This window comes from Nocardioides bruguierae (assembly GCF_023554635.1).
In the GTDB taxonomy this organism is placed as follows: domain Bacteria; phylum Actinomycetota; class Actinomycetes; order Propionibacteriales; family Nocardioidaceae; genus Nocardioides; species Nocardioides bruguierae.
In genome coordinates this window covers 129,748-152,537 of sequence record NZ_JAMJPH010000020.1, presented here as the reverse complement: position 1 = coordinate 152,537, position 22,790 = coordinate 129,748, and the positions used below count along the sequence as shown (strand labels likewise).

Below are 22,790 nucleotides of genomic sequence, written 5' to 3'. Positions count from 1 at the left end.
GCGTCACCCGTGGTCGGCCCGGGTGTGCGGCAGCGCGACCGCGCACCTGGGGACCGGTTACGCTGGTGCCTCCTCGTTCCCGGACCAGTGAAGGACCCTGACCCTCCACGATGGACGGCTCTCAAAGTCGCCCGCTCTCCGTGCCTCACCGCGCAGGAGAGCCCCGATGACCCCCCTCCTCCTTCTTCTCCTGGCGCTCGCGCTCGTCGTGGCCTGCGGCGTCTTCGTCGCCGCCGAGTTCTCGCTGGTGACCGTCGACCGTGCCTCGGTCGACCAGGCCGCCGCCGAGGGCGAGGCCGGCGCGATCGGCGTGCAATCCGCGCTGCGCTCGCTCTCCACCCAGCTCTCGGGCGCCCAGGTCGGCATCACCGTCACCAACCTCGGTGTCGGCTTCCTCTCCGAGCCCGCCATCGCGCAGCTCGTCGAGGGGCCGCTGACCGCCGTCGGCGTCCCCGAGTCCGCCGTCAGCCCGGTCTCCGTGGTGATCGGCCTGCTCGTGGGCACCGTGCTGACGATGCTGTTCGGTGAGCTCGTTCCGAAGAACCTGGCCATCGCGCTGCCGCTGGCCACCGCCCGCGCCACGCAGCGACCGATGCGGCTGTTCACGGCTGTCATGCGCGGCCCCATCCGGGTGCTGAACGGCTCTGCCAACGCGCTGGTGCGACGCCTCGGCATCGAGCCGCAGGAGGAGCTGCGCTCGGCGCGCTCCTCCACCGAGCTCGCCTCGCTGATCGCCCGCTCGGCGGACGAGGGCACCCTGGACGCCGACACCGCCGAGCTGATGGAGCGTTCGGTGGAGTTCGGCACCCGCACCGCCGGCGAGATCATGACGCCGCGGGTGCGCACCCAGACCCTCGAGCTCAACGACCGCGCCCAGGCCGTCATCGACCTCACCCGCTCGACGGGGCACAGCCGGTTCCCCGTCCTCGACGACGACGACGTCGTGGTCGGCACGGTGCACGTGAAGAACGCCGTGGGCCTGCCGCTGCACGAGCGGGCCACCACGAAGGTCAAGCACCTCATGGTGCGCCCCACCGTCGTGCCCGACTCGCTGCGGCTGGACCCCCTCATGGCGCTGCTGCGCGAGGACGGCTTCCAGATGGCCGTCGTGCTCGACGAGTACGGCGGCCACGCCGGCATCGTCACGCTCGAGGACGTCGTCGAGGAGATCGTCGGTGACATCGCGGACGAGCACGACCGCTCCGGCTCCCGGGCGCGACGCCGCCGCGACGGGTCCTGGCTGCTCTCGGGGCTGCTGCGACCGGACGAGGTCGCCGACCTCACCGACGTCGAGCTGCCCGAGGACGAGGCCTACGACACCCTCGGCGGCCTCGTGATGCGGCTCCTGGGCCGCATCCCGGTGGCCGGCGACACCACGCTGCTGGCGGTGCCGGACCGCTCCGAGGACGACGAGACGACCGAGCGCTGGGTCGAGGTGAAGGTGGAGCACATGGACGGCCTGCGCGTCGACCGCGCCTCCCTGCGGCTGCTCGAGGAGCCGCCGCCCCCCGCCCCGTCCGAGGTGCGCGCGCTGGTGAGGGGTGGCGCCGATGTCTGACTGGACCGGTGTCGCGCTCACCGTGCTGCTGCTCGCGCTCAACGCCTTCTTCGTGGGCGCCGAGTTCGCCCTGATCTCCGCCCGCCGCAGCCAGATCGAGCCCCTGGCGCAGAGCGGGTCGCGGATGGCCCGCTCCACGCTGCGCGCGATGGAGAACGTCTCCGAGATGATGGCCGGCGCCCAGCTGGGCATCACGGTCTGCTCCGTCCTGCTGGGTGCCGTCGGCGAGCCGGCCATCGCCCACCTCATCGAGCCCGGCTTCGAGGCGCTCGGCCTGCCCGGCGCCCTGCTGCACCCGGTCGCGTTCGTGATCGCCCTGGGCCTGGTGACCTACCTGCACGTCGTCTTCGGCGAGATGGTGCCCAAGAACATCGCCATCGCCGGCCCCGACCGGGCGGCCCTCGTGCTCGGCCCGCCGATGCTCGTGGTCGTCGGGGTGCTCAAGCCCGTCATCGTGGTGCTCAACGCCGTCGCGAACCTGTGCCTGCGCGCCCTGCGCGTGGAGCCGAAGGACGAGGTGAACTCGGCGTTCACCCGCGAGGAGGTCGCCGCCCTCGTCGAGGAGTCGCGCGGCGAGGGCCTGCTGGAGGCCGACGAGTACGACCGGCTCGCCGGTGCGCTCGGCTTCACCGAGAAGTCCGTCGCCGACGTGATCATCCGCCTCGACGACCTCGCGACCGCGCCGCAGGGCGCCTGCGGGGCCGACCTCGAGGCGCTGTGCGCCTCCACCGGGTACAGCCGCTTCCCGGTGGTCTCCGGTGAGGACCTGGTCGGGTACCTGCACATCAAGGACGTCCTCGAGCCCGACGAGGAGCGCCGCCGGCGGCCCGTCGAGGACAAGTGGATCCGCCCGTTCGCGACCGTGAAGACCGGCGACCTGCTGCACGACGTGCTCGAGCAGCTGCAGCGGCGCGGGGCGCACATGGCCCGCGTCGTCGAGCCCGACGGGTCGACCGTGGGCGTCGCGACCCTCGAGGACGTCCTCGAGGAGCTGGTCGGGGAGATCCGTGACGCGGCCCACACCGGGCCGGACCCGGTGCCGGCCGAGGCCGGGGTCGGGACGGCGGGGGAGCGCGTCGCGTCGGGGTCCGACGGCTAGGGTGTGCGCGTCGTGACGGGGCCGTCGCCCGCGCCGCCCTGCGGCCGCGGGGGCGGGCCGCGCGGACGCCAGCAGCACGAGCAGCAGGAGGACAGGGAGTGAGCAGCGCCGAGGCCGCAGGGCAGGACGCCCCGGTCGGCACCCGGGTGCTGACCCTGCCGAACCTCCTCAGCCTGCTGCGCCTCGCCGGGGTCCCGGTCTTCCTGTGGCTGGTGCTCGGGCCGGAGGCGGACGAGTGGGCGCTCGCGCTGCTGGTCGCCTCGGGCGTGACCGACTGGGCCGACGGCTGGCTGGCCCGGCGCCTGGGCCAGACCTCCGTGGTCGGCCAGGTGCTCGACCCCGTCGCCGACCGGCTCTACATCCTGGCCGTGGTGGCCGGGCTGGGCCTGCGCGAGATCATCCCGTGGTGGCTGGTGGTGGCGCTGCCGCTGCGCGACGCCCTCATGTGGGGCCTGGTGCCGCTGCTGCGCACCCGCGGGTTCTCCTCCCTGCCGGTGCACTTCCTCGGCAAGGCCGCCACCTTCAACCTGCTCTACGCCTTCCCGCTGCTCCTGCTGGGCGACGGCGAGGGCCTCGTGGCCGACCTGGCGCGGGTCTTCGGCTGGGCCTTCGCGTTCTGGGGCCTCGGGCTCTACTGGTGGGCCGGCCTTCTCTACACCTGGCAGGTCCGCACGCTGCTGCGCTCGACCGACCGTCTGCCCCGGGCGGAGCGGCGCGCGCTGGCGGCCGAGCGCCGCCGGGGCGGGCGCCGTGGCTGAGCCGCTGCCCGCCCGGGTCACCACGCCGCTGCTGACCCTCATCACCCAGCAGGCCCTCGACGAGGACTACGCCCACGTCGCCGGTCGCCGCGCGCTCGACCAGCCGCGGCCCAGCCGCGGCCGCCCCCAGCGCATCGCGGCCGTGGTGATCGCGGTCTTCGGCGTGCTCGTCGCGACCGCCGCCGTCCAGACGGCCCAGCAGTCGGAGTCGGCGCAGTCCTCCCGCGCGGCGCTCGTGACCAGGGTCGAGGAGCGGCGCGCCACCCTGGACCGCCTCCAGCGCCGCATCGAGCGGCTCACCGCGGCCGAGCAGCAGGCCGAGACCACGCTGGAGACCACCCGGGCCGCCGCCGTCGCTGCCGAGGGTCGCCGACGCACCCTCGCGCTGGCCGGCGGCTACCTCGCGGTCACCGGCCCGGGCGTCCGCATCGTCGTCGACGACGCCGAGGGCGGGGAGAAGCTGATCGACAAAGACCTGCAGTCCCTGGTCAACGGCCTGTGGGAGGCGGGGGCCGAGGCGGTGAGCATCAACGGCCAGCGGCTGACCGTGCTCACCTCGATCATGAACTCCGGCACGGTGGTGAACGTCAACCGCGTGCCCCTGACCCCGCCGTTCACCATCGAGGCCGTGGGTGACCGGCGCACGCTCCAGGCCGGGCTCGTCGACAGCCAGGGCGGGCAGCGCTTCCTGCTGCTCGTGCAGCAGTACGGCTTCGGCTTCCAGATGGACAACGCCGAGTCGCTCGACCTGGACGCGGCACCGGACCGTACGCTGTCGTACGCGTCGAGAACGGCGCAGGCCGGTGGACCCGAGGACGCGGAGGTGGGACCGTGATCGCCGCGCTGGGGCTCCTGGTGGGCATCGTCCTGGGCGTCGTCCTCCAGCCCGACGTCCCGACGTCGCTCGAGGCGTACCTGCCGATCGCGGTCGTGGCCGCGCTCGACGCGGTCTTCGGCGCGCTGCGGGCCTACCTCGACGGCATCTTCGACGACAAGGTCTTCGTCGTCTCGTTCGTCTCCAACGTCGTGATCGCCTGCGCGATCGTCTGGCTCGGCGACCAGCTCGGCGTCGGTGGCCAGCTCTCGACCGGCGTCATCGTCGTCCTCGGCATCCGCATCTTCTCCAACGTGGCCGCGATCCGCCGCCACCTGTTCCACGCCTGAGACCCCCTCGAGCCACCCATGAGCACCTCCCCGGACCCCGCCCCCCGCTCCCACCGCGCCTCGCGCGGTCGGGCCGCCGCGCGCCGCAGCGGCCCCGTGGGCGCCGGCCAGGACGTCGGCGAGGACACCGGTGAGATGGAGCCGGTGACGGACGAGACGACCGGGGACGCCCCGGCGGCACCGGACGGCCCGTCGGAGCACGAGGCGCCTGGGACCGAGGTGCCTGGAACCGAGGCGCCTGGAACCGACGGGCCACGCGACGACGAGTCGGTGGACACCCGGGAGGCCGAGGAGCCACAGCCGCCCGAGGCGCCCGAGCCCCCCACGACGGGTGCCGCCCGGCTGCGGCGGGCCCTGTGGCACCCCGGACGCGGCCAGGTGGTCGTCGGCGTGCTGCTGGCGCTCGTCGCCTTCGGCGGCGTGGTGCAGGTGCGCTCGACCGACTCCGACGACGACTACGCGGGCTACCGCGAGGAGGACCTCGTCAACGTCCTCTCGGGCCTGGCCGGCGCCTCGCGCCGGGCCCGCTCGGAGATCAACCGGCTCGAGACCGCCCGGGACCAGCTGGAGTCGGACACCGACGCGGAGCAGGCGGCCCTCGACCAGGCGCTCTCCCAGGCCGACACGCTGGCCATCCTGGCCGGCAGCGTCCCCGTGACGGGGCCGGGCATCCGGATCACCATCACCGAGCAGTCCGGCACCGTCCGCTCGGAGACGCTCGTCAACATGGTCCAGGCCCTGCGGGTCGCCGGGGCCGAGGCGATGCAGTTCAACGGGCAGGTCCGCCTGGTCGCCCAGAGCGCCTTCACCGACACCTCCACCGGGGTGTCGATCGACGGGACGACCCTGCGCTCGCCCTACGTCGTGGACGTCATCGGCAGCCCGAGCGCGCTCTCGGGGGCCATGTCCATCCTCGAGGGCCCGCGCGTCGACCTCCAGGACGACGGCGCCTCCGTGGACATCACCGAGGTGTCCTCGCTCGACATCGAGTCGACCACCGACGTGGCCGGCCCGGACTACGCAGATCCCGCGGACGACCAGTAGCGTGGCGACTGCCGGGTACCCCAGGTCGGGGACCCCGGCTGACCCCGCACGACGAGGAGAGCACGTGTACCCCGAGGACCTTCAGTACACCGCCGAGCACGAGTGGGTGCGCACCCCCGGTGAGCACGCGGGCTCCGTCCGCATCGGCATCACCCACTACGCGCAGGACGCGCTGGGCGACATCGTCTACGTCTCCCTGCCGCAGACCGGCGAGACCGTCGAGGCCGGCAGCACCTGCGGCGAGCTCGAGTCCACGAAGTCCGTCAGCGACGTCTACGCGCCGGTCTCCGGCGAGGTCGTGGCCGTCAACGACGCGCTCGACGCCACCCCGCAGCTCGTCAACGACGACCCCTACGGCGGGGGCTGGCTCTTCGAGGTCGTGCCCGCCGGTGACCTCGAGGGCCTCATGGACGCCGCTGCGTACCAGGAGAGCCTCGAGGGCTGAGCGCCCTCCGGGCCGAGCCGTTCCCCCGCAGGTCGCACCACGCGACTTCCACGGCCGGTTCACCCGTCCCGCCCAGGCTCGACTGATAGGTTCGAGCCCCGACGCGTCCGCACCCTCGCCGGGGTGCCGACGCACCGTCCCCGACACCGGCCGAGGAGACCCACGATGCCGTTCTGCACCGCGTGTGGCAGGCAGAACCCGGACGACGCCCGCTTCTGCTCCCAGTGCGGCACGCGTCTGGTGACCTCCGAGCCCGTGGGTGACTCGACGGCCACGATCACGCTCGGGGGCGACCCCCGGGTGGAGACGTCCGACCGGGCCCTCAACGCGGTCGACGCCGCCGCGGTCGACGGCCTGCCCGTCGGCCACGCCCTCCTCGTGGTGCAGCGCGGCCCCGGCTCCGGCAGCCGGTTCCTCCTCGACGCCGACACGGTGACGGCCGGCCGCCACCCCTCGTCCGAGATCTTCCTCGACGACGTGACGGTCTCCCGCAAGCACGCGGTCTTCGAGCGCTCCGGCTCCTCCTTCACCGTCTCCGACGTCGGCAGCCTCAACGGCACCTACGTCAACCGCGACCGCATCGACACGGTGCCGCTCAACGACGGCGACGAGGTCCAGATCGGCAAGTTCCGCCTCATGTTCTTCTCCGGGCACGAGGGCGCCTGAGCGTGACCGCCCAGGCTGCCGGCCACGGGCAGGAGGGAGCGTCCTCCGCCCGGATGAACATCGGGCAGGTCCTCGACGAGCTGCGCGAGGACTTCCCGGGGGTCACCATCCCCAAGATCCGCTTCCTCGAGGACAAGGGCCTCATCAAGCCCGAGCGGACCCCGGCCGGCTACCGCAAGTTCTCCGAGGCCGACGTCGAGCGGCTGCGCTACGTGCTGCGCATGCAGCGCGACCACTACCTCCCGCTCAAGGTCATCGGCGAGCACCTGGACGCCATCGACGCCGGCTCCGAGCCGCCGCCGATCGAGCCGGTCGTGCCGACCGTGCCGCAGGTCTCGCTCTCCGCGGAGGGCACGCCCAGCCCGGAGTCGTTCCGTCGCCGTGACGGGCTGCGCCTCTCGCGGCAGGAGCTCGCGAAGGTCGCCGAGGTCGACCTGGCGCTGGTCGACGAGCTGGAGAAGCTCGGGCTGCTGACCCGTCGTCCGGGCGGTCAGCACTTCGACACCGACGCGCTCGTCATCGCCCGCACCGCCAAGGAGCTGGGCGAGTTCGGCATCGAGCCGCGCCACCTGCGCGGCTTCCGTGCCGCCGCCGACCGTGAGATCGGCCTGGTCAACCAGGTCACCGAGCCGATGCGACGTGGCCGCGACGCGGCCGCCACCGCGCGCGCCGGCGAGACCGCGAGCGAGATCGCCGCGCTGACGGTGCGGCTGCACGCGCTGCTGGTCAAGGCCGGTCTTCCTCGCTGACTCCTGGCCGGCTCCCGGCCTGGGAGCCGGGAGCCGACCCGCCCTCGCCCGGGTGGGGTCGACCCACGACCGCCGCCGAGTAGGGTGGTCGCGTGCGTGAGGTCGATGTCATGGGTGTCCGGGTGGAGATGCCGTCGAACCAGCCCATCGTGCTCCTGCGGGAGGTCACGGGGGAGCGGTACCTGCCCATCTGGATCGGGGCCGTGGAGGCCACCGCGATCGCGTTCGCGCAGCAGGGGGTCACCCCGCCGCGTCCGCTGACCCACGACCTGCTCAAGGACGTGCTGGAGGCCACCGACAACGGCCTCGAGGAGGTCCGCATCACCGAGGTCAAGGACGGCGTCTTCTTCGCGACGCTGGTGCTGGCCTCGGGCGCCGAGGTCTCGGCCCGCCCCTCGGACTCCATCGCGCTCGCGCTGCGCACCGGTTCCCGGATCGTCTGCGCCGAGGAGGTGCTGGACGAGGCCGGCCTCGCGGTGCCCGCCGAGCAGGAGGACGAGGTGGAGCGGTTCCGCGAGTTCCTCGACCACGTGAGCCCCGAGGACTTCGAGTCGCCCTCGGAGTGAGCCCCCGTCCCGGGGCTCGAGGGTAAAGACTCACCATCAACTTCAGGTTGAGGGTTCGACACGCCGGGATGGTCTTTGACCCCCCTGCTGACACGGCCGTAGTTTCTTCCCTGTCTTCGTTGTAACTCCATCGCTGTGGCTCGTCCGGGTCACGGCTCCTTCCCCGGGGGTTACGCTCAACGGAGTAGACCCACGGAGGATTCGTGTGAACGAGCACGACCAGGAGCTGCGCGAGAGCGCGGAAGCGGCTGAGGCCGCCCACGCCGCCGACGAGCAGGGGCTCCTCTTCACCGACGACGTCTCGCCGGTGCCGAGCGACCTCGGCTACCGCGGGCCGACCGCCTGCAACGCCGCCGGCATCACCTACCGCCAGCTCGACTACTGGGCCCGCACCGGCCTGGTGGAGCCGGCCGTGCGTGGCGCGAAGGGCTCGGGCTCGCAGCGGCTCTACTCCTTCCGCGACATCCTGATCCTCAAGGTGATCAAGCGCCTGCTCGACGCGGGCATCTCGCTGCAGCAGATCCGCACCGCGGTCCTGCACCTGCGTGAGCGCGGCACCGACGACCTGACCCGCGTGACGCTGATGAGCGACGGCGCGTCGGTCTACGAGTGCACCAGCAACGACGAGGTCATCGACCTGCTCCAGGGCGGTCAGGGCGTCTTCGGCATCGCCATCGGCGGTGTCTGGCGCGAGATCGAGGGCACTCTGGCCGAGCTGCCCTCCGAGCGCACCGGTGACGACGCCGCGGCCTCGCCGTCCGACGAGCTCGCCGCCCGTCGGGCCAAGCGCAGCGCTGGCTGAGCCCACCGGCTGCCCGCCCGGGGACCTGCAGCACCGCTCGACACCCGCCCGCCCGACCGGCACGTCCGGTCCGGCAGGCGGGTGTCGTGCTGTCCGGAGCACGCCCGCCGGGCTGGTAGATTCGGGCCCGCTGCTCATCCCGCGCGGGAGAGCTCCCGCCACGCACCCCGGTGCGTGAGCGGGGCGCCGAAGGGGCAATCCCTCCCCGGAACCTCTCAGGCACCCAGGACCGCGCAGGTCAGGCAACTCTGGAGGGTCACCGACGATCCGACAGAGGGGGAGGCGCCCGTGTCGTCCGCGCCCCCAGGAGCCCCGTGAGCACCTCTGACTCCACCCCGATCGTCTCCCGCCCCGCCGAGTCGTTCGCCGACCGGCACGTGGGCCCCACCGACGTCGACGTCACCACGATGCTCAAGGCGGTCGGCGGCGACTCGCTCGAGGCGCTGATGGACGCGGCCGTGCCCGGCGCCATCCGCACCGTGCGTGCCCTCGACCTGCCCGAGCCGCTGGGTGAGCTGGAGACGGCGCGCGAGCTGCGCGCCCTGGCCGCGGAGAACACCGCGCTGGAGCCGATGATCGGCCTCGGCTACCACGGCACGATCACGCCGCCGGTGATCCGTCGCAACGTGCTCGAGGACCCGTCCTGGTACACCGCCTACACGCCGTACCAGCCCGAGATCTCCCAGGGACGCCTCGAGGCGCTGATCAACTTCCAGACCGTCGTCGGCGACCTCACCGGCCTGCCGACCGCGAACGCCTCGCTCCTGGACGAGGGCACCGCGGCCGCGGAGGCGATGACGCTCGTCCGCCGCGCGAACCGGAAGGCGTCCGGCCCGTTCGTCGTCGACGCGGACGCCCTGCCGCAGACCATCGACGTCGTGCGCACCCGTGCCGAGGCGATGGGGATCGAGGTCGTCGTGGCCGACCTGGCCGGCGGCCTGGCGTCGGTGCCCGAGGGCCCGGTCTCCGGCGTCCTCGTGCAGTACCCGGGTGCGTCCGGTGAGGTCCGCGACCCGCGCACGGTCATCGAGGAGACCCACGAGCGCGGCGGCCTCGCGGTCGTCGCGGCCGACCTGCTCGCGCTCACGCTGCTGGAGTCGCCCGGCTCGCTCGGTGCCGATGTCGCGGTCGGGTCCTCCCAGCGCTTCGGGGTGCCGCTGTTCTACGGCGGCCCGCACGCCGGCTACATGTCGGTGCGTGCCGGCCTCGAGCGGCACCTGCCCGGTCGCCTCGTCGGGGTCTCCGTTGACGCCGAGGGTCGTCCGGCCTACCGGCTCGCCCTGCAGACCCGCGAGCAGCACATCCGTCGGGACAAGGCGACCTCGAACATCTGCACCGCCCAGGTGCTGCTGGCGGTCGTGGCGTCCATGTACGCGGTGCACCACGGCCCCGACGGGCTGCGCGCCATCGCGGCCCGCACCCACGACCTCGCCGCCCGCGCCGCGGGCTCGTTGCGCGCGGCCGGGCTGGACGTGCCGACGCAGGCGTTCTTCGACACCTTCACCGTGAACGTCCCCGGTCGCGCCGAGGCCGTCCTCGAGGCCGCCCACGCGGAGGGCCTGCACCTGCGGCTCGTCGACGCCGACACGGTCGGGCTGTCGTTCTCCGAGGTCAGCGGCCCCGCCACGCTGCGCGCCGTGCACGCCGCGTTCGGCGTCACGCCCGCTGCCGTCGAGCCGGCGACGGCCCTGCCGGCGTCCCTCGCGCGGACCACGGACTACCTGACCCACGAGGTGTTCCACAGCCACCGCTCCGAGACCCAGATGCTGCGCTACCTGCGGCGGCTCTCGGCCCGCGACTACGCGCTGGACCGCGGCATGATCCCGCTCGGCTCCTGCACGATGAAGCTCAACGCCACCACCGAGATGGAGCCGGTCTCGCTGCCCGGCTTCGCCGACCTGCACCCCTTCGCCCCGGCCTCGGACGCGGCGGGCTACCGCCGCCTTGTCGACGACCTGGAGGGCTGGCTGGCCGAGGTGACCGGCTACGACAAGGTCTCGGTGCAGCCGAACGCCGGCTCCCAGGGCGAGCTCGCCGGCCTGCTGGCGATCCGTGGCTACCACCGCTCGCGCGGCGACGAGCAGCGCGACGTCTGCCTCATCCCGTCCTCCGCGCACGGCACGAACGCCGCGTCCGCGGTGATGGCCGGCATGCGCGTCGTGGTGGTCAAGGCGGCCGAGGACGGCGCCGTCGACCTCGAGGACCTGCGCGCGGCGTGCGAGAAGCACGCCGACACGCTGGCCGCGATCATGGTGACCTACCCCTCGACCCACGGGGCGTACGAGGAGACCATCACCGAGCTGTGCGCGACGGTGCACTCCTTCGGCGGCCAGGTCTACGTGGACGGGGCCAACCTCAACGCGCTGCTCGGCTACGCCAAGCCCGGCGAGTTCGGCGGCGACGTGAGTCACCTGAACCTGCACAAGACCTTCTGCATCCCGCACGGTGGCGGCGGCCCGGGCGTGGGCCCGGTGGCGGTGCGCGAGCACCTCGCCCCCTTCCTGCCCAGCCACGAGGCGCACCCCGAGGACGCCAAGCGCGCCGGCGTCGGCGCGATCTCGGCGGCCCCCTACGGCTCGGCCGGCATCCTGCCGATCTCGTGGGCCTACGTGCGGATGATGGGTGCCGAGGGCCTGACCCGGGCCACGGCCACCGCCGTGCTGGCCGCGAACTACGTGGCCGCCCGGCTCGAGGAGCACTTCCCGGTGCTCTACCGCGGTGCCGGCGGGTTCGTCGCGCACGAGTGCATCCTCGACGTCCGCCCGCTGACCAAGGCGACGGGCGTGACGGTGGACGACGTCGCCAAGCGGCTCGTCGACTACGGCTTCCACGCCCCGACCATGTCGTTCCCGGTGGCCGGCACCCTGATGGTGGAGCCGACCGAGTCCGAGGACCTCGGCGAGATCGACCGCTTCTGCGACGCGATGATCGCCATCAAGGCCGAGGCCGACCGGGTCGCCGCGGGGGAGTGGGACGTCGAGTCCTCGCCGCTGCGCCGTGCCCCGCACACGGCCCGCACCCTCGTCGAGGACTGGGACCGCCCCTACAGCCGCGAGCTGGGGGCCTTCCCCGGCGGCCTCACGGGCCCCAACGGCGTCCAGGACAAGTACTGGCCCGCCGTCGCCCGGATCGATCAGGCCTACGGCGACCGGAACCTCGTCTGCGCCTGCCCGCCCCCGGAGGCGTTCGCCTGATCCGCGGGCTGGGCTTGGCCCCAGGTTTGGTCACCAACCCGGTCCTCGGCGGCCGCTGACACCGGGTTGGTGACCAAACCTGACCCTCTCACCGGCGGTAGGCCCGCCCGGCCGTGGTCGGTCGGACGCCGCTGCGGGCCGGTCGGTACAGGCCGGTGCCGGTACCGCCCTCGGTGGGCGTGGACAGCGAGAACCAGGCGTAGCGGCGCAGCCACAGCCGGGCGTCGAGCATCCTCGTGGCGCGTCGCACGAAGGCCGCCTGGACCTTCGGACGGGGCACCTCGGCGCCGTCGGCGGTGAACCGCATGAGCGCCACCTCGGTGAGCCACACCGGCCGGCCGTACCGGTCGTGGACGGCGGTGAGGTACTCGCGCAGCTGCCGGGTCGCCCGTCGCGGGCCGAAGTCGCCCCCGTACCAGTGCACCGCCACCGCGTCGACGCGCAGGTCCCGCCGGGCGGCGCCGGTCATGAACCGGTCGAGCCACCCACCCTCGTCCGCGCCGCCGTACGCGACGGCGGGGCTGACCAGGTGCTGCCCCGTCTCCTCCAGGCGGGGCCACAGCCGCAGTGCACGTCGCACGGTCATGTCCGCCTGACCCTCCAGGTCGGGCTCGTTGAAGCCCATGAGCCACGCGCCGTGCTCGGCGGCGGCCCGGAGGTTCTCCTCGGTCACCGACCCGGCGCCCCACAGCATCGGCACGAAGGCGGCCCCGGTGCGGCCCAGGTAGGAGGGCCGGTCGGCGGTCCAGGTGTGGAACCAGGTGGCGCCGGAGTCGCGCAGCGCCCGCGTCACACCTCGCTGCTGCCAGACGGTGACCCCACGGCCGGACGCCTCGGCCGCCCTGGTGGCGGTGCCGGTGCCGGTGCCGGTGCGAGGGGATCGGCGGACGTCATACGGAGCGGAGGCAGTCCCCCTCAAAGGTATAACGTCCGCCCCGCTGGTGCCGGCGCCCGGGAGCGTCACGGCACCTGCCGGCGTCCCGGCTGACGGGAGCGCCAGCAGCAGGGCGGCCGTCAGGCCGGTCGCGACTTTGCGGATCACGCCGCGATGGTAGGTCCGGCGGACGCCACCGCGTCACGTTTGGTCACCAACCTGGTGCTGGAACCGGTTCCGAGACCGGGTTGGTGACCGAACCCGAGGGCGCTGAGGGCTCAGCGCGCCTGCGAGACGGACGACATGTTGAAGTCCGGGACGCGCAGGGCCGGGGTGGCCGTGCGGCTGAAGTAGTCGTCGCCCCACTCGCGGCTGAAGGAGGGGACCGTGGCCGAGGCGTGGGTGAACCGGCGCAGCAGGTCGACCGGGGACTCGTTGAACCGGAAGTTGTTCACCAGGCCGGTGATCTCCCCGTCCTCGACGAGGTAGACGCCGTCGCGGGTCAGGCCGGTCAGCAGCAGCGACTGCGGGTCCACCTCGCGGATGTACCACAGGCACGTGACCAGCAGGCCGCGCTCGGTGCCGGCCACCAGGTCCTCCACGGTGCCGGTGCCGCCCTCGACCTCGAGCAGCAGGTTGTCGGTCATGGGGGCGACCGGGAGGCCGGTCAGCCCGGCGGAGTGGCGGGTGGCGATGAGGGAGGACAGCACGCCGTCCTTGACCCACTCGGTGCGCTCGATCGGCAGGCCGTTGTCGAAGACGCTGTCCAGGTCCGAGGACGAGGTGGCGCTGACGAACGGCGCGCACTCCAGCCCGGGCGCGGCCGGGTCGGAGGCGAGTGTGACGCCGGGGGCGACGATCCGGTCGCCCACCCGCGTCCCGCCACCGCGGCGGGAGTAGACGGACTGGCCGTCGTGGGCGGTGCGGGCACCGGCCGACCAGTAGGCGTCGATCATCAGGTCGGCCACGGCGGTCGGCGGCAGGATCGTGTCGTAGCGGCCGGCGGGCAGGTCGACCCGCCGCTCGCCCCAGGCCAGGCGCTTCTCCAGCTCGGCGTCCATGGCGAGGGCGTCGACGTCGGTGAAGTCACGCGTGGCGCCGCCGGTCCACGCGGACTGCGTGAGCGCGGCGTCCTTGCCGGTGCACCCGTAGTGGCCGGTGGGCTGCACGTGCCGTAGCCGCAGCCCGGTGGTGGAACCGAGGTAGGTGGTGGTCATCTCGTGGTTGACGAAGCCGTAGAGCACCCGGTCGGCGCTGCGGGCCCGGCCGAACGCCTCGCCCAGCGCCGGGGCGAAGACGTCGTAGACGTGGACGTCGGTCGGCACCGGCGCGTCGGCCCAGTCGGACGAGGCACGCTCACCGAGCAGGTCCCCGGCGTCCTCGGCCGGATCGGCGGCCCGGGCCGCGCGGTCCGCGGCCTCGACCAGCGCGGTGACCTGCTCGCGCGAGGCCGCGGTGCCGGCCACCGTGCCGACGCAGACCCCCGCCGGCGTCCGCACGTAGGAGACCACCGAGACGGTGACGCCGTGCATGACGCCGTTGGTGGTCAGCGTGTTGTTGGCCCACCGCAGGTTGGCGCTGGTGTGGTCGGCCAGGATGACGACGCAGTCGTCGGCGGTGCTGGCGGCCAGGCCGTGCTCCACCAGGTCCTGCGGGCTGACGGGGCCGGTAGCGGCCGGAGTGATCAGGGTGCTCACGCGCCCGCCTCCTGGGTGGTGTTGAGGATGTTGACGCCGCGGAACAGGGCGCTGGGGCAGCCGTGCGAGACCGCCGCCACCTGGCCCGGCTGGGCCTTGCCGCAGTTGAACGCGCCGCCGAGCACGTAGGTCTGCGGGCCGCCGACGGCCTCCATCGACCCCCAGAACTCGGTGGTCGTGGCCTGGTAGGCGACGTCGCGGACCATGCCGCCCAGCTCGCCGTCGACGATGGAGTAGAAGCGCTGGCCGGTGAACTGGAAGTTGAAGCGCTGCATGTCGATCGACCACGAGCGGTCGCCCACGACGTAGAGGCCGCGCTCGACCCGCGAGATCAGCTCGTCGGTGCTCGGGCCGTCGGGCGCCGGCTGGAGCGAGACGTTGGCCATGCGCTGGATGGGGATGTGGCCGGGGGAGTCGGCGTAGGCGCAGCCGTTGGAGCGGCCCTCGTTGAGCTCGGGCAGCATCGCCCCCATCGGCCGGTCGAGCTGGTAGCCGACCAGGGTGCCGTCGCGGACGATGTCCCACGACTGCGTCTGCACGCCCTCGTCGTCGTAGCCGACGGTGGCCAGGCCGTGGCTCTGGGTGCGGTCGCCGGTCACGTTCATCACGCCGCTGCCGTAGCGCAGGGTGTGGAGCAGGTCGGGGGTCGCGAACGACGTGCCGGCGTAGTTGGCCTCGTAGCCCAGCGCCCGGTCCAGCTCGGTGGCGTGCCCGATGGACTCGTGGATGGTCAGCCACAGGTTCGAGGGGTGGATGACCAGGTCGTAGCTGCCGGCCTCGACGCTGGGCGCCTTCAGCTTCTGCGCGAGCAGCTCGGGGATCTCGGCGATCTCGGCGTCGAAGTCCCAGGTGGCACCCGCGTCACCGGACGGCGACCCGACCACGTACTCCCAGCCGCGACCCACCGGGGGCGCGATGGAGGCCATGGAGTCGAAGGCGTCCGCGCTGGAGCCGTGGGCCTCGACCTCGGGGTGCAGGCGCACCCGCTGCTGCGTCGTGCGGGTGCCGTTGAGGTCGGCGTAGAACTTGTTCTCCTTGACCTGCAGCAGCGAGGACGAGGCGTGGTCGACCGCGGCCCCCTCGCGCAGGGCGTTCGTCCAGCCGACCAGGACGGCGCCCTTCTCGGCGATGCTCACCTCGAAGGGGTCGATCTCGTAGTCGGAGACCCAGGTCGCCACGTGCACCGGCTCGGGCGCGAGCCGCACCGGCTCCGGCGTCATCGCGGAGGCGACCTCGGCGACCGCGCAGGCCTCCTCGGCCACGCGGCGGGCCTCGTCCTCGGTGAGCACGACGCCGGAGGCGAAGCCCCAGGTGCCGCGGTGCACGACACGGACCGCGAAGCCGAGGTCCTCGGAGTCGCTGGCGGCCTGGAGGACGCCGTCGCGGGCGCGCAGGTGCTGGTACCGCACCCGCTCGAACCGGAAGTCGGCGTGGCTGGCGCCGAGGGCGTCGGCACGCTGGAGCGCCGCCTCGGCGAGCCGCTCGTAGGGGAGTGCGGTGAAGCTCGGGTCGACCTGCGGTCCGCTCATGGTCGCGAACCTACCGGGCCGCCCGCCCGGACGTCGGCCCGCCGGGCCGTCAGACGCCCTGCAGCTCCACGGCCGAGCCCGTGCGCGTCTTGTGCACCGCCAGGCGCGCCGGGATGCGGTCGCGCATCTCGGTGACGTGGCTGACCACGCCCACGACCCGGCCGCCCTCGCGCAGCGAGTCCAGGATGCCGAGGACGTCCTCGAGGGTCTCGGCGTCCAGCGAGCCGAACCCCTCGTCGACGAAGAGCGTCTCCAACGAGGTGCCGCCCGCCTCGGCGGTGATCACGTCGGCCAGCCCCAGGGCCAGCGCCAGGCTCACGACGAACGTCTCGCCGCCCGACAGGGTCGCGGGGTCGCGGGCCTCGCCCGACCAGTCGTCGCGCACCAGCAGGGAGAGCCCGCCGCGGGTCTCGCCGGCGCCCCGCTCGCCCGTGTGCTCCAGGGCGAACCGGTGGTCGGTCATCGCACCGAGGCGGGCGTTGGCCGCGGTGACGACCTGGGAGAGCCGGTAGGCCAGGACGAACGCGGACAGGCGCATGCGCAGGGCGTTGTCGGCGGACTTGCCCTCCGCGAACGCGGCCACGCGGGAGACCAGCGCGTGCTCCGCCCGCACGGGCGCCCACGCGTCCAGGCGCTCCTCCAGCAGGCCGACCAGCTCGGTGAGGCGCCCGCACTGCTGCGTGGCGCGCTGGGAGGCCACGCGGGCCTCCTCCAGGAGACGGTGCTGCTCGCGGTGCGCGGCGGCGAGCCCCGCCAGTGCCTCGGGCCCGGGCACGTTCGCGCCCTCGCGACCCACGTCGGCCAGCACCTCGGCCACGCGACCGCGGCTGGTGGCGTGCGCCGCCAAGCGCTCGTCGATGGCCTGGCACTCGGCCTCGGGCAGCGCGGCCTCACGGGCCTGCTCCGCGTCCTCGAAGGCGTGCTCGGCCAGCGCCCTGGCGAGGTCCTCCTGGGCGGTGGCGCAGGCGGCACGCTCACGCACCAGCCGGGCGCGGGCCGAGCGCGCCGACTCCAGGCCGGACCGGCGCGCCTCGAGGTCCCGCGTGAGCCGTCGGAGCCGGGCGGCCTCGGCGGGGCCGGCATCGTCCTGGTCCGGCTCGTCGAAGGGCAGCGCGAGGTCCAGCACCCCGTCCTCGGGCTGCGGCGTACGGCCCTCGAGGACCCGCTCGGCGGTGGTCAGGCCGACGGCCAGCTCGCCCTCGAGGTCGGCGATCTCGCGGCTGCACGACTGACGCTCGGACGTGGCCGCCGCCAGCTGCTCGCGGACGGTGGCGCCCTCGGCGCGCACCGCCTCCAGGCGCGTCTCCAGCGTCTCCAGGCGCTCACGGGCCGCGGCGAGCGCGGCTGATCCGGCGCGGGCCGCGGCGACCTGCTCCTGAGCCTCCACCACCCGGGTGGCCAGGGTCTCGGCATCGAGGTCGCCCGCGAGGGCGAGGGCACGGTCGCGGCGGCTGGCGAGGTTGCGGACGTGCTCGGCGACCCCGGCCTCCTCACCGTTGCGGTCGTCCAGGGCGCGCTGGGCCGCCTTCTCGGCGACGGCGTCGGCGACGCCGTGGGGACGCACCGCCTTGTGCGGGTGCTCGCAGGAGCCGCAGACGGGGCAGCTGCTGCCGACGGCGAGCCCGACGGCGAGCTCGGCGGCCATCGTGGACACGCGCTCCTCGCGCACCTCCAGCAGCCGCTCGCGTGCGGACTGCACGGCCTCGCGCGCGCCGAGCCAGCGGGCGTGGGCGGCCTCGTGCTCCTCGACCAGGCCGGCGGCGGCGACGCGGGCCCGCTGCCGCTCGCGCAGCTCGGCCAGGGACTTCTCCGCCGACTCCAGGACGACGGCGGCCCGCTCCGCCTCGGCCACGGACTCCTGCGCGGCCACACGGCGGACCGGCAGGTCCTCGGCCTCGGCGGCCAGGTCCTGCGTGCGCTCGAGCAGGTCGCGGCGCTCGCGGCCCAGGTCGCCGAAGCGCGCCGAGGCGGCGGCGAGCCGGGCGGCCCGCTGCTCCAGGGGGCGCAGACCGGCGAGGGCGTGACCGACGTCGACCAGGCCCGACTCCAGCACCGCGTCGACGTGGTCCTCCCCGGGGGCCTGGCGCAGGTGGGCCAGGGCCCTCGCGACAGCGGCGCCGGCCTCGGCCTCGGCCGCGGCCAGCGCCGCGCTCGCGCGCCGCTCGACGTCGGCCAGCACCACGACCGGGGCGGCCCGACGCGCAGCCTCCCGCGACTGCCGGTCGGCCTCACGGGCGGGCGCGGCGGCAGCGAGCCGCGCCTCCTCGGCCAGGGCAGCCGCTCGGCGGCCGCCCTGCTCGGCGGCCGTGCGGGCCTCCTCCAGCGCGGTGCGTGCGTCCTGCTCGGTGGCGGCGTGCTCGGCCACGCGGGTGGTGGCGGCCCCGAGCCGCTCGGCCGCCGTGGTCCGCAGCGCCACGGCCCAGGGCAGGAGCGTGCCGGCGTCCGCCTCCGGGCCCAGGTCGTGCAGGTCCCAGCCGCCGGGCAGCGCGGTGGCCGCGGCCTCGCTCAGGCGGCTGACGCGGTCGGCGACCTCGTCGTGCACGGCCTCGCTGCGACGTCGCAGGGTGGTGCGCTCCTCGACCAGCCACTTCTCCACCCGGTCGAAGCGACCGGTCCGGAACAGCTCCTGCAGGAGCTTCTGCCGCTCCGCCGAGGACGCCCGCAGGAAGGCCTGGAACCGGCCCTGGGGCAGCATCGCGACCTGCGTGAACTGGCCGGCGTTCATGCCGACGAGCCCCGTGACGAGCTGGCCGGCCTCGTCCAGGCGGGTCGAGAGGGTCGTCCAGGCTCCGTCGACCAGCTCGGAGAGGCTCACCGAGGCCTGCTCGGGCGTGGTGCCGGTGCCGCGACGCTTGGGCCGCTCCCACGCGGGGGAGCGGACGAGCCGGAACCGGCGCCCGGCCAGGGTCGCCTCGAGCGTGACCTCGGGCCTGGCCCCGGGGGCGGCGTGGTCGGAGCGCAGGCGCTTGGCGGCGTTGCGGTCACCGGGCACCTGGCCGTAGAGGGCGAAGCAGACCGCGTCGAGCACGCTGGTCTTGCCCGCCCCGGTGGGGCCGGTGAGCAGGAACAGGCCGGCCTCCGACAGCCGGTCGAGGTCGATCTCCACGGTGTCGGCGAACGGGCCGAAGGCGGTGACCCTCAGGTGGTGCAGCCTCACGCGCCCACCTGCTCGGGGGCGGCGGGGACGGGGTCGGCGTCCGGGTCCTCGCAGCACGCGTCGACGGCGCGGCGCAGCAGCGCCGCCTCGTCCGCCTCCGGGGCGCGCCCGCGCATCGCGGTGACGAACTCGGCGACGACGTCGTGGTCGCTGCGGCCGCTCGAGGGCGCGGCGGGCAGACCGCCGACGGGGGCGGCGCTGTGCTCGAAGGAGAGCACCAGGGCGTGCGGGAAGCGACGGCGCAGCCGGTCCATCGCGGCGGCGGGCCGCCCCTCGTCGGTGAGGACGGCCTGCACCCAGGCGTCCTCCGCGTGCGCGTGCCGGGGGTCGCTCAGCAGCTCGTCCAGGGTGCCGCGGAGCCTGGCCAGCGGCCGGGGGACAGGCGCGGGTACGAACGTCGCGGAGACGGCGGCGCCACCCTCGGCCGGGGCACCCAGGTCGACGAGCCAGCTGCCCTTGGTGTGACCGGCCTCGGAGAACGAGTACGCCAGGGGAGACCCGGAGTAGCGGACGCGCTCGTCGAGCACGTGCCGCCCGTGCAGGTGGCCAAGCGCGACGTAGTCGCTGCCGGCGAAGGTGGAGGAGGGGACGATCGAGACGCCGCCCACGGAGATGTCCCGCTCGGAGTCGGACTCCAGGGACGGGTCGCGCTCGACGCCGCCCGCGACGAAGGCGTGCGCCATCACGACCGAGCGGGTGCCACCGCGCCCGGCCAGGTCGCCGCGGACCCGACGCATCGCCTCGCCCAGTGCCGCCTCGTGCGAGCGGGCGGGCAGCCCCCACGTCGTGCGGGTCCCCTCGGGGTCGAGGTAGGGAAGGCCGTGGACGGCGACCGGGCCGTGCTCGTCCTCCAGCAGCACCGGGACCCCGACGTCGGTGTGCCGGGTGCGCAGGTGCACCCCCGCCGCGTCGGCCAGGCGGGAGCCGAAGCCGAGCCGCTGCGCGGAGTCGTGGTTGCCGCTGGTGAGCACGACCCGCGCCCGCGAGGCCGCCAGCCGTGCCAGGGTCTCGTCCGCCAGGCGCACGGCGTCGACCTGCGGCAGCGCACGGTCGTACACGTCCCCGGAGACGAGCACGACGTCGACCTCCTCGGCCGCGACGACCTCGAGGAGGTGGTCGACCCAGGCGGCCTGGTGGTCGAGCATCCCCTCGCGGTGGAAGGACCGGCCGAGGTGCCAGTCGGAGGTGTGGAGCAGGCGCACGCGAAGCACCGTAGGGGCCGCCACCGACAACGGGGTGGACCCACGCCGACCAGCGGCGGGAGAAGGTGGAGGGCGTGGAGCCTCGTGACGCAGCCGACGACCTGACCCCGCCGCCCGAGGGTGCCCGTGACGGGGCGCCCGCCCGCGTGCTCGTGGTGGGGGCCGGCGTCGCCGGGCTCGCGACGGCGCGGGCCCTGCACCGCGAGGGGCTCCAGGTGCGGGTGGTCGACCGGGGACGACGGGTCGGTGGACGCCTGGCATCGCGCACCTGGGACGGCAGGCCCGTCGACCACGGCGCGTCCTACCTCACCGTCTCCGAGGAGGGGGCTCGCGAGGGCTTCGACCAGGTGGTGGCCGCGTGGGAGGTCGCCGGGCTGGCCCGCCGCTGGACCGACACGTTCGGGGTGGCCGAGGCCGCGTCCCGCCGCACCACGACCGGGCCCGTGCGCTGGGCGGCGCCCGGTGGCCTGCGCGGCCTCGCCGAGGACCTCGCCCGGCACCTCGACGTCCACCTCGACGTCACCGTGGAGCGCGTCGACGCCGGCCCCGACGGCCGCCCGGTGGTCGACGGCGAGACCTGGGACGGGGTCGTGCTGGCGATGCCCGACACCCAGGCGCGGCGCCTGCTCGGCCCCGGTCTCAGGGACGCCGGCACGGCCCTGGACGGGGAGAGCGAGCCCATCATGGCGGTCGCCGCACGCTGGCCGCAGCGGTGCTGGTCGGACCTGCCGGACGGCCTGTTCGTCAACGACCACCCGGTGCTCTCCTGGGTGGCCGACGACGGCCGACGCCGGGGCGACGACGCCCCGGTGCTCGTCGCGCACTCGACCCCCGGGCTCGCCCGCGACCACCTGGACGACCCCGGGGCCGCGCTCGGCCCGGTGCTCGAGGCACTGACCGAGCTGCTCGGGGTGCCCGCGCCCGAGGACGCCTGGGTGCACCGCTGGGGGCTGGCGCGGCCGGTCGACGGGCACGACGCGGCCTACTGGCTGCACCCCGTCGCGCACGGTGCGGTGGCGGCCTGCGGGGACGGCTGGTCCAGGAAGCCGCGGGTGGAGGCCGCGTGGTTGTCGGGGGAGCGGTGCGCGGCCGCCGTCGGCGCCCGACTGCGCGACGTCCGGGACCAGGGTCTCTCCGGCCAGGGACCAAGGTCCCGTCCTGCGTGAAGGGGCTGCGAAAGCGCGTGACCTGGCCGTGTTGGAACGGTTCACTGGTCGCACCGAGGTCGTCCGCTCCGGCGGGCGCACGGACCTGACGAGGTCATGTGGCGGGCTGGGGGGTTGCGCCACAGGCCTGGTGGTGACGAGGGCCGGATCCGCGTGCTGGGGAGCGTCGCGGGACCGGCCCTCGTCGTGCGTCCGGACCCGGTCAGTCGCCCGATTCGAGGTCGGCCTCAGGCGTAGCGCACGGCCCGGCGCGGGCCGGTGAAGCCCCACAGGTCCAGGCCGTGCTCGGCCGCGAGCCGGACGGACAGCGAGGTGGGCGCACCCACCGCCACCAGGGCGCCGACCCCGGCCGCCACGGCCTTCTGCACCAGCTCGAAGCCGATGCGGCCGCTCACCACGAGGCAGGCGCCCGCGGCCGGCTCTCCGGCCAGCACCCGGGCACCGGTGACCTTGTCGAGCGCGTTGTGGCGCCCGACGTCCTCGCGCACCACCAGGAGCTCGCCGTCGGCGGTGGCCAGGCCGGCCGCGTGCGAGGCGCCGGTGCGGGCGAAGACCTGCTGCGCCTCCCGCAACCGGTCCGGCAGCCCCCGGACGACGGTGGCGCCGGGGCGCTCGCCGTCCCACCCGGCCCCGGTGACCCCGGAGAGAGCGTCGGCCACCGAGTCGGCGCCGCACACCCCGCAGGCGCTGGAGCCCGCCGAGAGCGCGTCGTGCCGCGTCGACGGCTCGCTGCGCGGGGCGCGGGCCAGCCGCAGGGTCACGACGTTGAACGCCTCCTCGGGCTCGAGGTCGACGTCGGTGCAGTAGGCGACCGCGGCCAGGGCCCCTTCGGCCACGTCGCGGTCGTCGAAGAGCCCCTCGTGCCGCGCCCAGCCCGCGGCCAGCTCGAAGTCGTGGCCGGGGGTGCGCATGGTGACCCACAGCCGGCGTCCGGGCTGGCCGGGCCAGGTGCCCCGCAGCTCCAGCGGCTCCTCGGTGACCAGCCGGTCCTCGTGCCGACGCACCTGCTCCGCCCCGTCCTCGCCCACGCGGTGCTCGGCGACCCGGCGCCGGGTCGTCGGCCCCGGCGGGCGGGGCAGGGAGGCGCGCAGGTCGTGCGGCAGGTCGGCGTCGCTCACCG

At 74.5% G+C, this 22,790-nt stretch carries 19 protein-coding genes and 1 riboswitch; of the genes, 13 read left to right on the top strand and 6 right to left on the bottom strand.

Features of this window, described 5'->3' with window-relative positions:
• The first annotated feature begins 166 nt into the window (after nt 1-166).
• From M8316_RS11185 to gcvP, 12 genes are all read left to right on the top strand, one after another.
• Nucleotides 167-1,558, top strand: coding sequence for a hemolysin family protein (locus tag M8316_RS11185; RefSeq protein ID WP_250054597.1), 1,392 nt, complete (start codon nt 167-169; stop codon nt 1,556-1,558).
• On the top strand, nt 1,551-2,657 hold the full coding sequence (locus M8316_RS11180) for a hemolysin family protein (protein ID WP_250054595.1): 1,107 nt from the start codon (nt 1,551-1,553) through the stop codon (nt 2,655-2,657). The genes M8316_RS11185 and M8316_RS11180 overlap by 8 nt, the downstream gene beginning before the upstream one ends.
• 98 nt (nt 2,658-2,755) lie before the next feature.
• Nucleotides 2,756-3,415 carry a cardiolipin synthase ClsA gene (clsA, locus tag M8316_RS11175; RefSeq protein WP_250054593.1) on the top strand — a complete coding sequence of 220 codons (660 nt, stop codon included), beginning with the start codon at nt 2,756-2,758 and terminating at the stop codon, nt 3,413-3,415.
• On the top strand, nt 3,408-4,250 hold the full coding sequence (locus M8316_RS21105; RefSeq protein ID WP_250054591.1) for a DUF881 domain-containing protein: 843 nt from the start codon (nt 3,408-3,410) through the stop codon (nt 4,248-4,250). Before clsA ends, M8316_RS21105 begins: the two co-directional genes overlap by 8 nt.
• On the top strand, nt 4,247-4,579 hold the full coding sequence (locus tag M8316_RS11165; RefSeq protein WP_250054589.1) for a small basic family protein: 333 nt from the start codon (nt 4,247-4,249) through the stop codon (nt 4,577-4,579). Before M8316_RS21105 ends, M8316_RS11165 begins: the two co-directional genes overlap by 4 nt.
• An 18-nt stretch (nt 4,580-4,597) precedes the next feature.
• A complete protein-coding gene (locus M8316_RS11160) occupies nt 4,598-5,623 on the top strand; it encodes a DUF881 domain-containing protein (RefSeq protein ID WP_250054587.1) in 1,026 nt (341 codons plus the stop codon).
• Between the two features lie 64 nt (nt 5,624-5,687).
• The gene (gene gcvH, locus M8316_RS11155; RefSeq protein ID WP_250054585.1) at nt 5,688-6,068 is read left to right on the top strand and encodes a glycine cleavage system protein GcvH; all 381 of its coding nucleotides are present in this window, start codon (nt 5,688-5,690) and stop codon (nt 6,066-6,068) included.
• A gap of 165 nt (nt 6,069-6,233) precedes the next feature.
• Complete coding sequence (locus M8316_RS11150; RefSeq protein WP_250054583.1) at nt 6,234-6,734, top strand: zinc-ribbon and FHA domain-containing protein; 501 nt, start codon at nt 6,234-6,236, stop codon at nt 6,732-6,734.
• A 2-nt stretch (nt 6,735-6,736) separates the two neighbouring features.
• Nucleotides 6,737-7,483 carry a transcriptional regulator FtsR gene (gene ftsR, locus M8316_RS11145; protein WP_308195999.1) on the top strand — a complete coding sequence of 249 codons (747 nt, stop codon included), beginning with the start codon at nt 6,737-6,739 and terminating at the stop codon, nt 7,481-7,483.
• 92 nt (nt 7,484-7,575) lie between these two features.
• Complete coding sequence (locus tag M8316_RS11140) at nt 7,576-8,049, top strand: bifunctional nuclease family protein (RefSeq protein WP_250054581.1); 474 nt, start codon at nt 7,576-7,578, stop codon at nt 8,047-8,049.
• Nucleotides 8,050-8,254: 205 nt separating this feature from the next.
• Entirely contained in the window at nt 8,255-8,851 is a 597-nt protein-coding gene (locus M8316_RS11135; protein ID WP_250054579.1) for a MerR family transcriptional regulator, read from the top strand.
• A 134-nt stretch (nt 8,852-8,985) separates the two neighbouring features.
• Nucleotides 8,986-9,093, top strand: a riboswitch (glycine riboswitch).
• A gap of 72 nt (nt 9,094-9,165) precedes the next feature.
• Nucleotides 9,166-12,045 carry an aminomethyl-transferring glycine dehydrogenase gene (gcvP, locus tag M8316_RS11130; RefSeq protein ID WP_308195998.1) on the top strand — a complete coding sequence of 960 codons (2,880 nt, stop codon included), beginning with the start codon at nt 9,166-9,168 and terminating at the stop codon, nt 12,043-12,045.
• Between the two features lie 88 nt (nt 12,046-12,133).
• Here the strand turns inward: gcvP and M8316_RS11125 are convergent, their stop codons facing one another.
• The 5 genes from M8316_RS11125 to M8316_RS11105 form a co-directional block, all read right to left on the bottom strand.
• On the bottom strand, nt 12,134-13,087 hold the full coding sequence (locus M8316_RS11125; RefSeq protein ID WP_250054577.1) for a glycosyl hydrolase: 954 nt from the start codon (nt 13,085-13,087) through the stop codon (nt 12,134-12,136).
• Nucleotides 13,088-13,197: 110 nt separating this feature from the next.
• Complete coding sequence (locus tag M8316_RS11120; RefSeq protein WP_250054575.1) at nt 13,198-14,616, bottom strand: metallopeptidase TldD-related protein; 1,419 nt, start codon at nt 14,614-14,616, stop codon at nt 13,198-13,200.
• Entirely contained in the window at nt 14,613-16,145 is a 1,533-nt protein-coding gene (locus M8316_RS11115) for a TldD/PmbA family protein (protein ID WP_250054573.1), read from the bottom strand. Before M8316_RS11115 ends, M8316_RS11120 begins: the two co-directional genes overlap by 4 nt.
• Nucleotides 16,146-16,194: 49 nt before the next feature.
• A complete protein-coding gene (locus tag M8316_RS11110) occupies nt 16,195-19,302 on the bottom strand; it encodes an AAA family ATPase (RefSeq protein WP_250054572.1) in 3,108 nt (1,035 codons plus the stop codon).
• A complete protein-coding gene (locus tag M8316_RS11105) occupies nt 19,299-20,504 on the bottom strand; it encodes an exonuclease SbcCD subunit D (protein WP_250054570.1) in 1,206 nt (401 codons plus the stop codon). Before M8316_RS11105 ends, M8316_RS11110 begins: the two co-directional genes overlap by 4 nt.
• A gap of 74 nt (nt 20,505-20,578) precedes the next feature.
• Between M8316_RS11105 and M8316_RS11100 the strand changes: the two genes are divergently transcribed.
• On the top strand, nt 20,579-21,670 hold the full coding sequence (locus M8316_RS11100; RefSeq protein WP_250054568.1) for an NAD(P)/FAD-dependent oxidoreductase: 1,092 nt from the start codon (nt 20,579-20,581) through the stop codon (nt 21,668-21,670).
• Nucleotides 21,671-21,897: 227 nt separating this feature from the next.
• On the opposite strand, the gene M8316_RS11095 is transcribed toward M8316_RS11100, so the two are convergent.
• Nucleotides 21,898-22,788 carry a formate dehydrogenase accessory sulfurtransferase FdhD gene (locus M8316_RS11095; RefSeq protein WP_250054566.1) on the bottom strand — a complete coding sequence of 297 codons (891 nt, stop codon included), beginning with the start codon at nt 22,786-22,788 and terminating at the stop codon, nt 21,898-21,900.
• Nucleotides 22,789-22,790 lie beyond the last annotated feature (2 nt).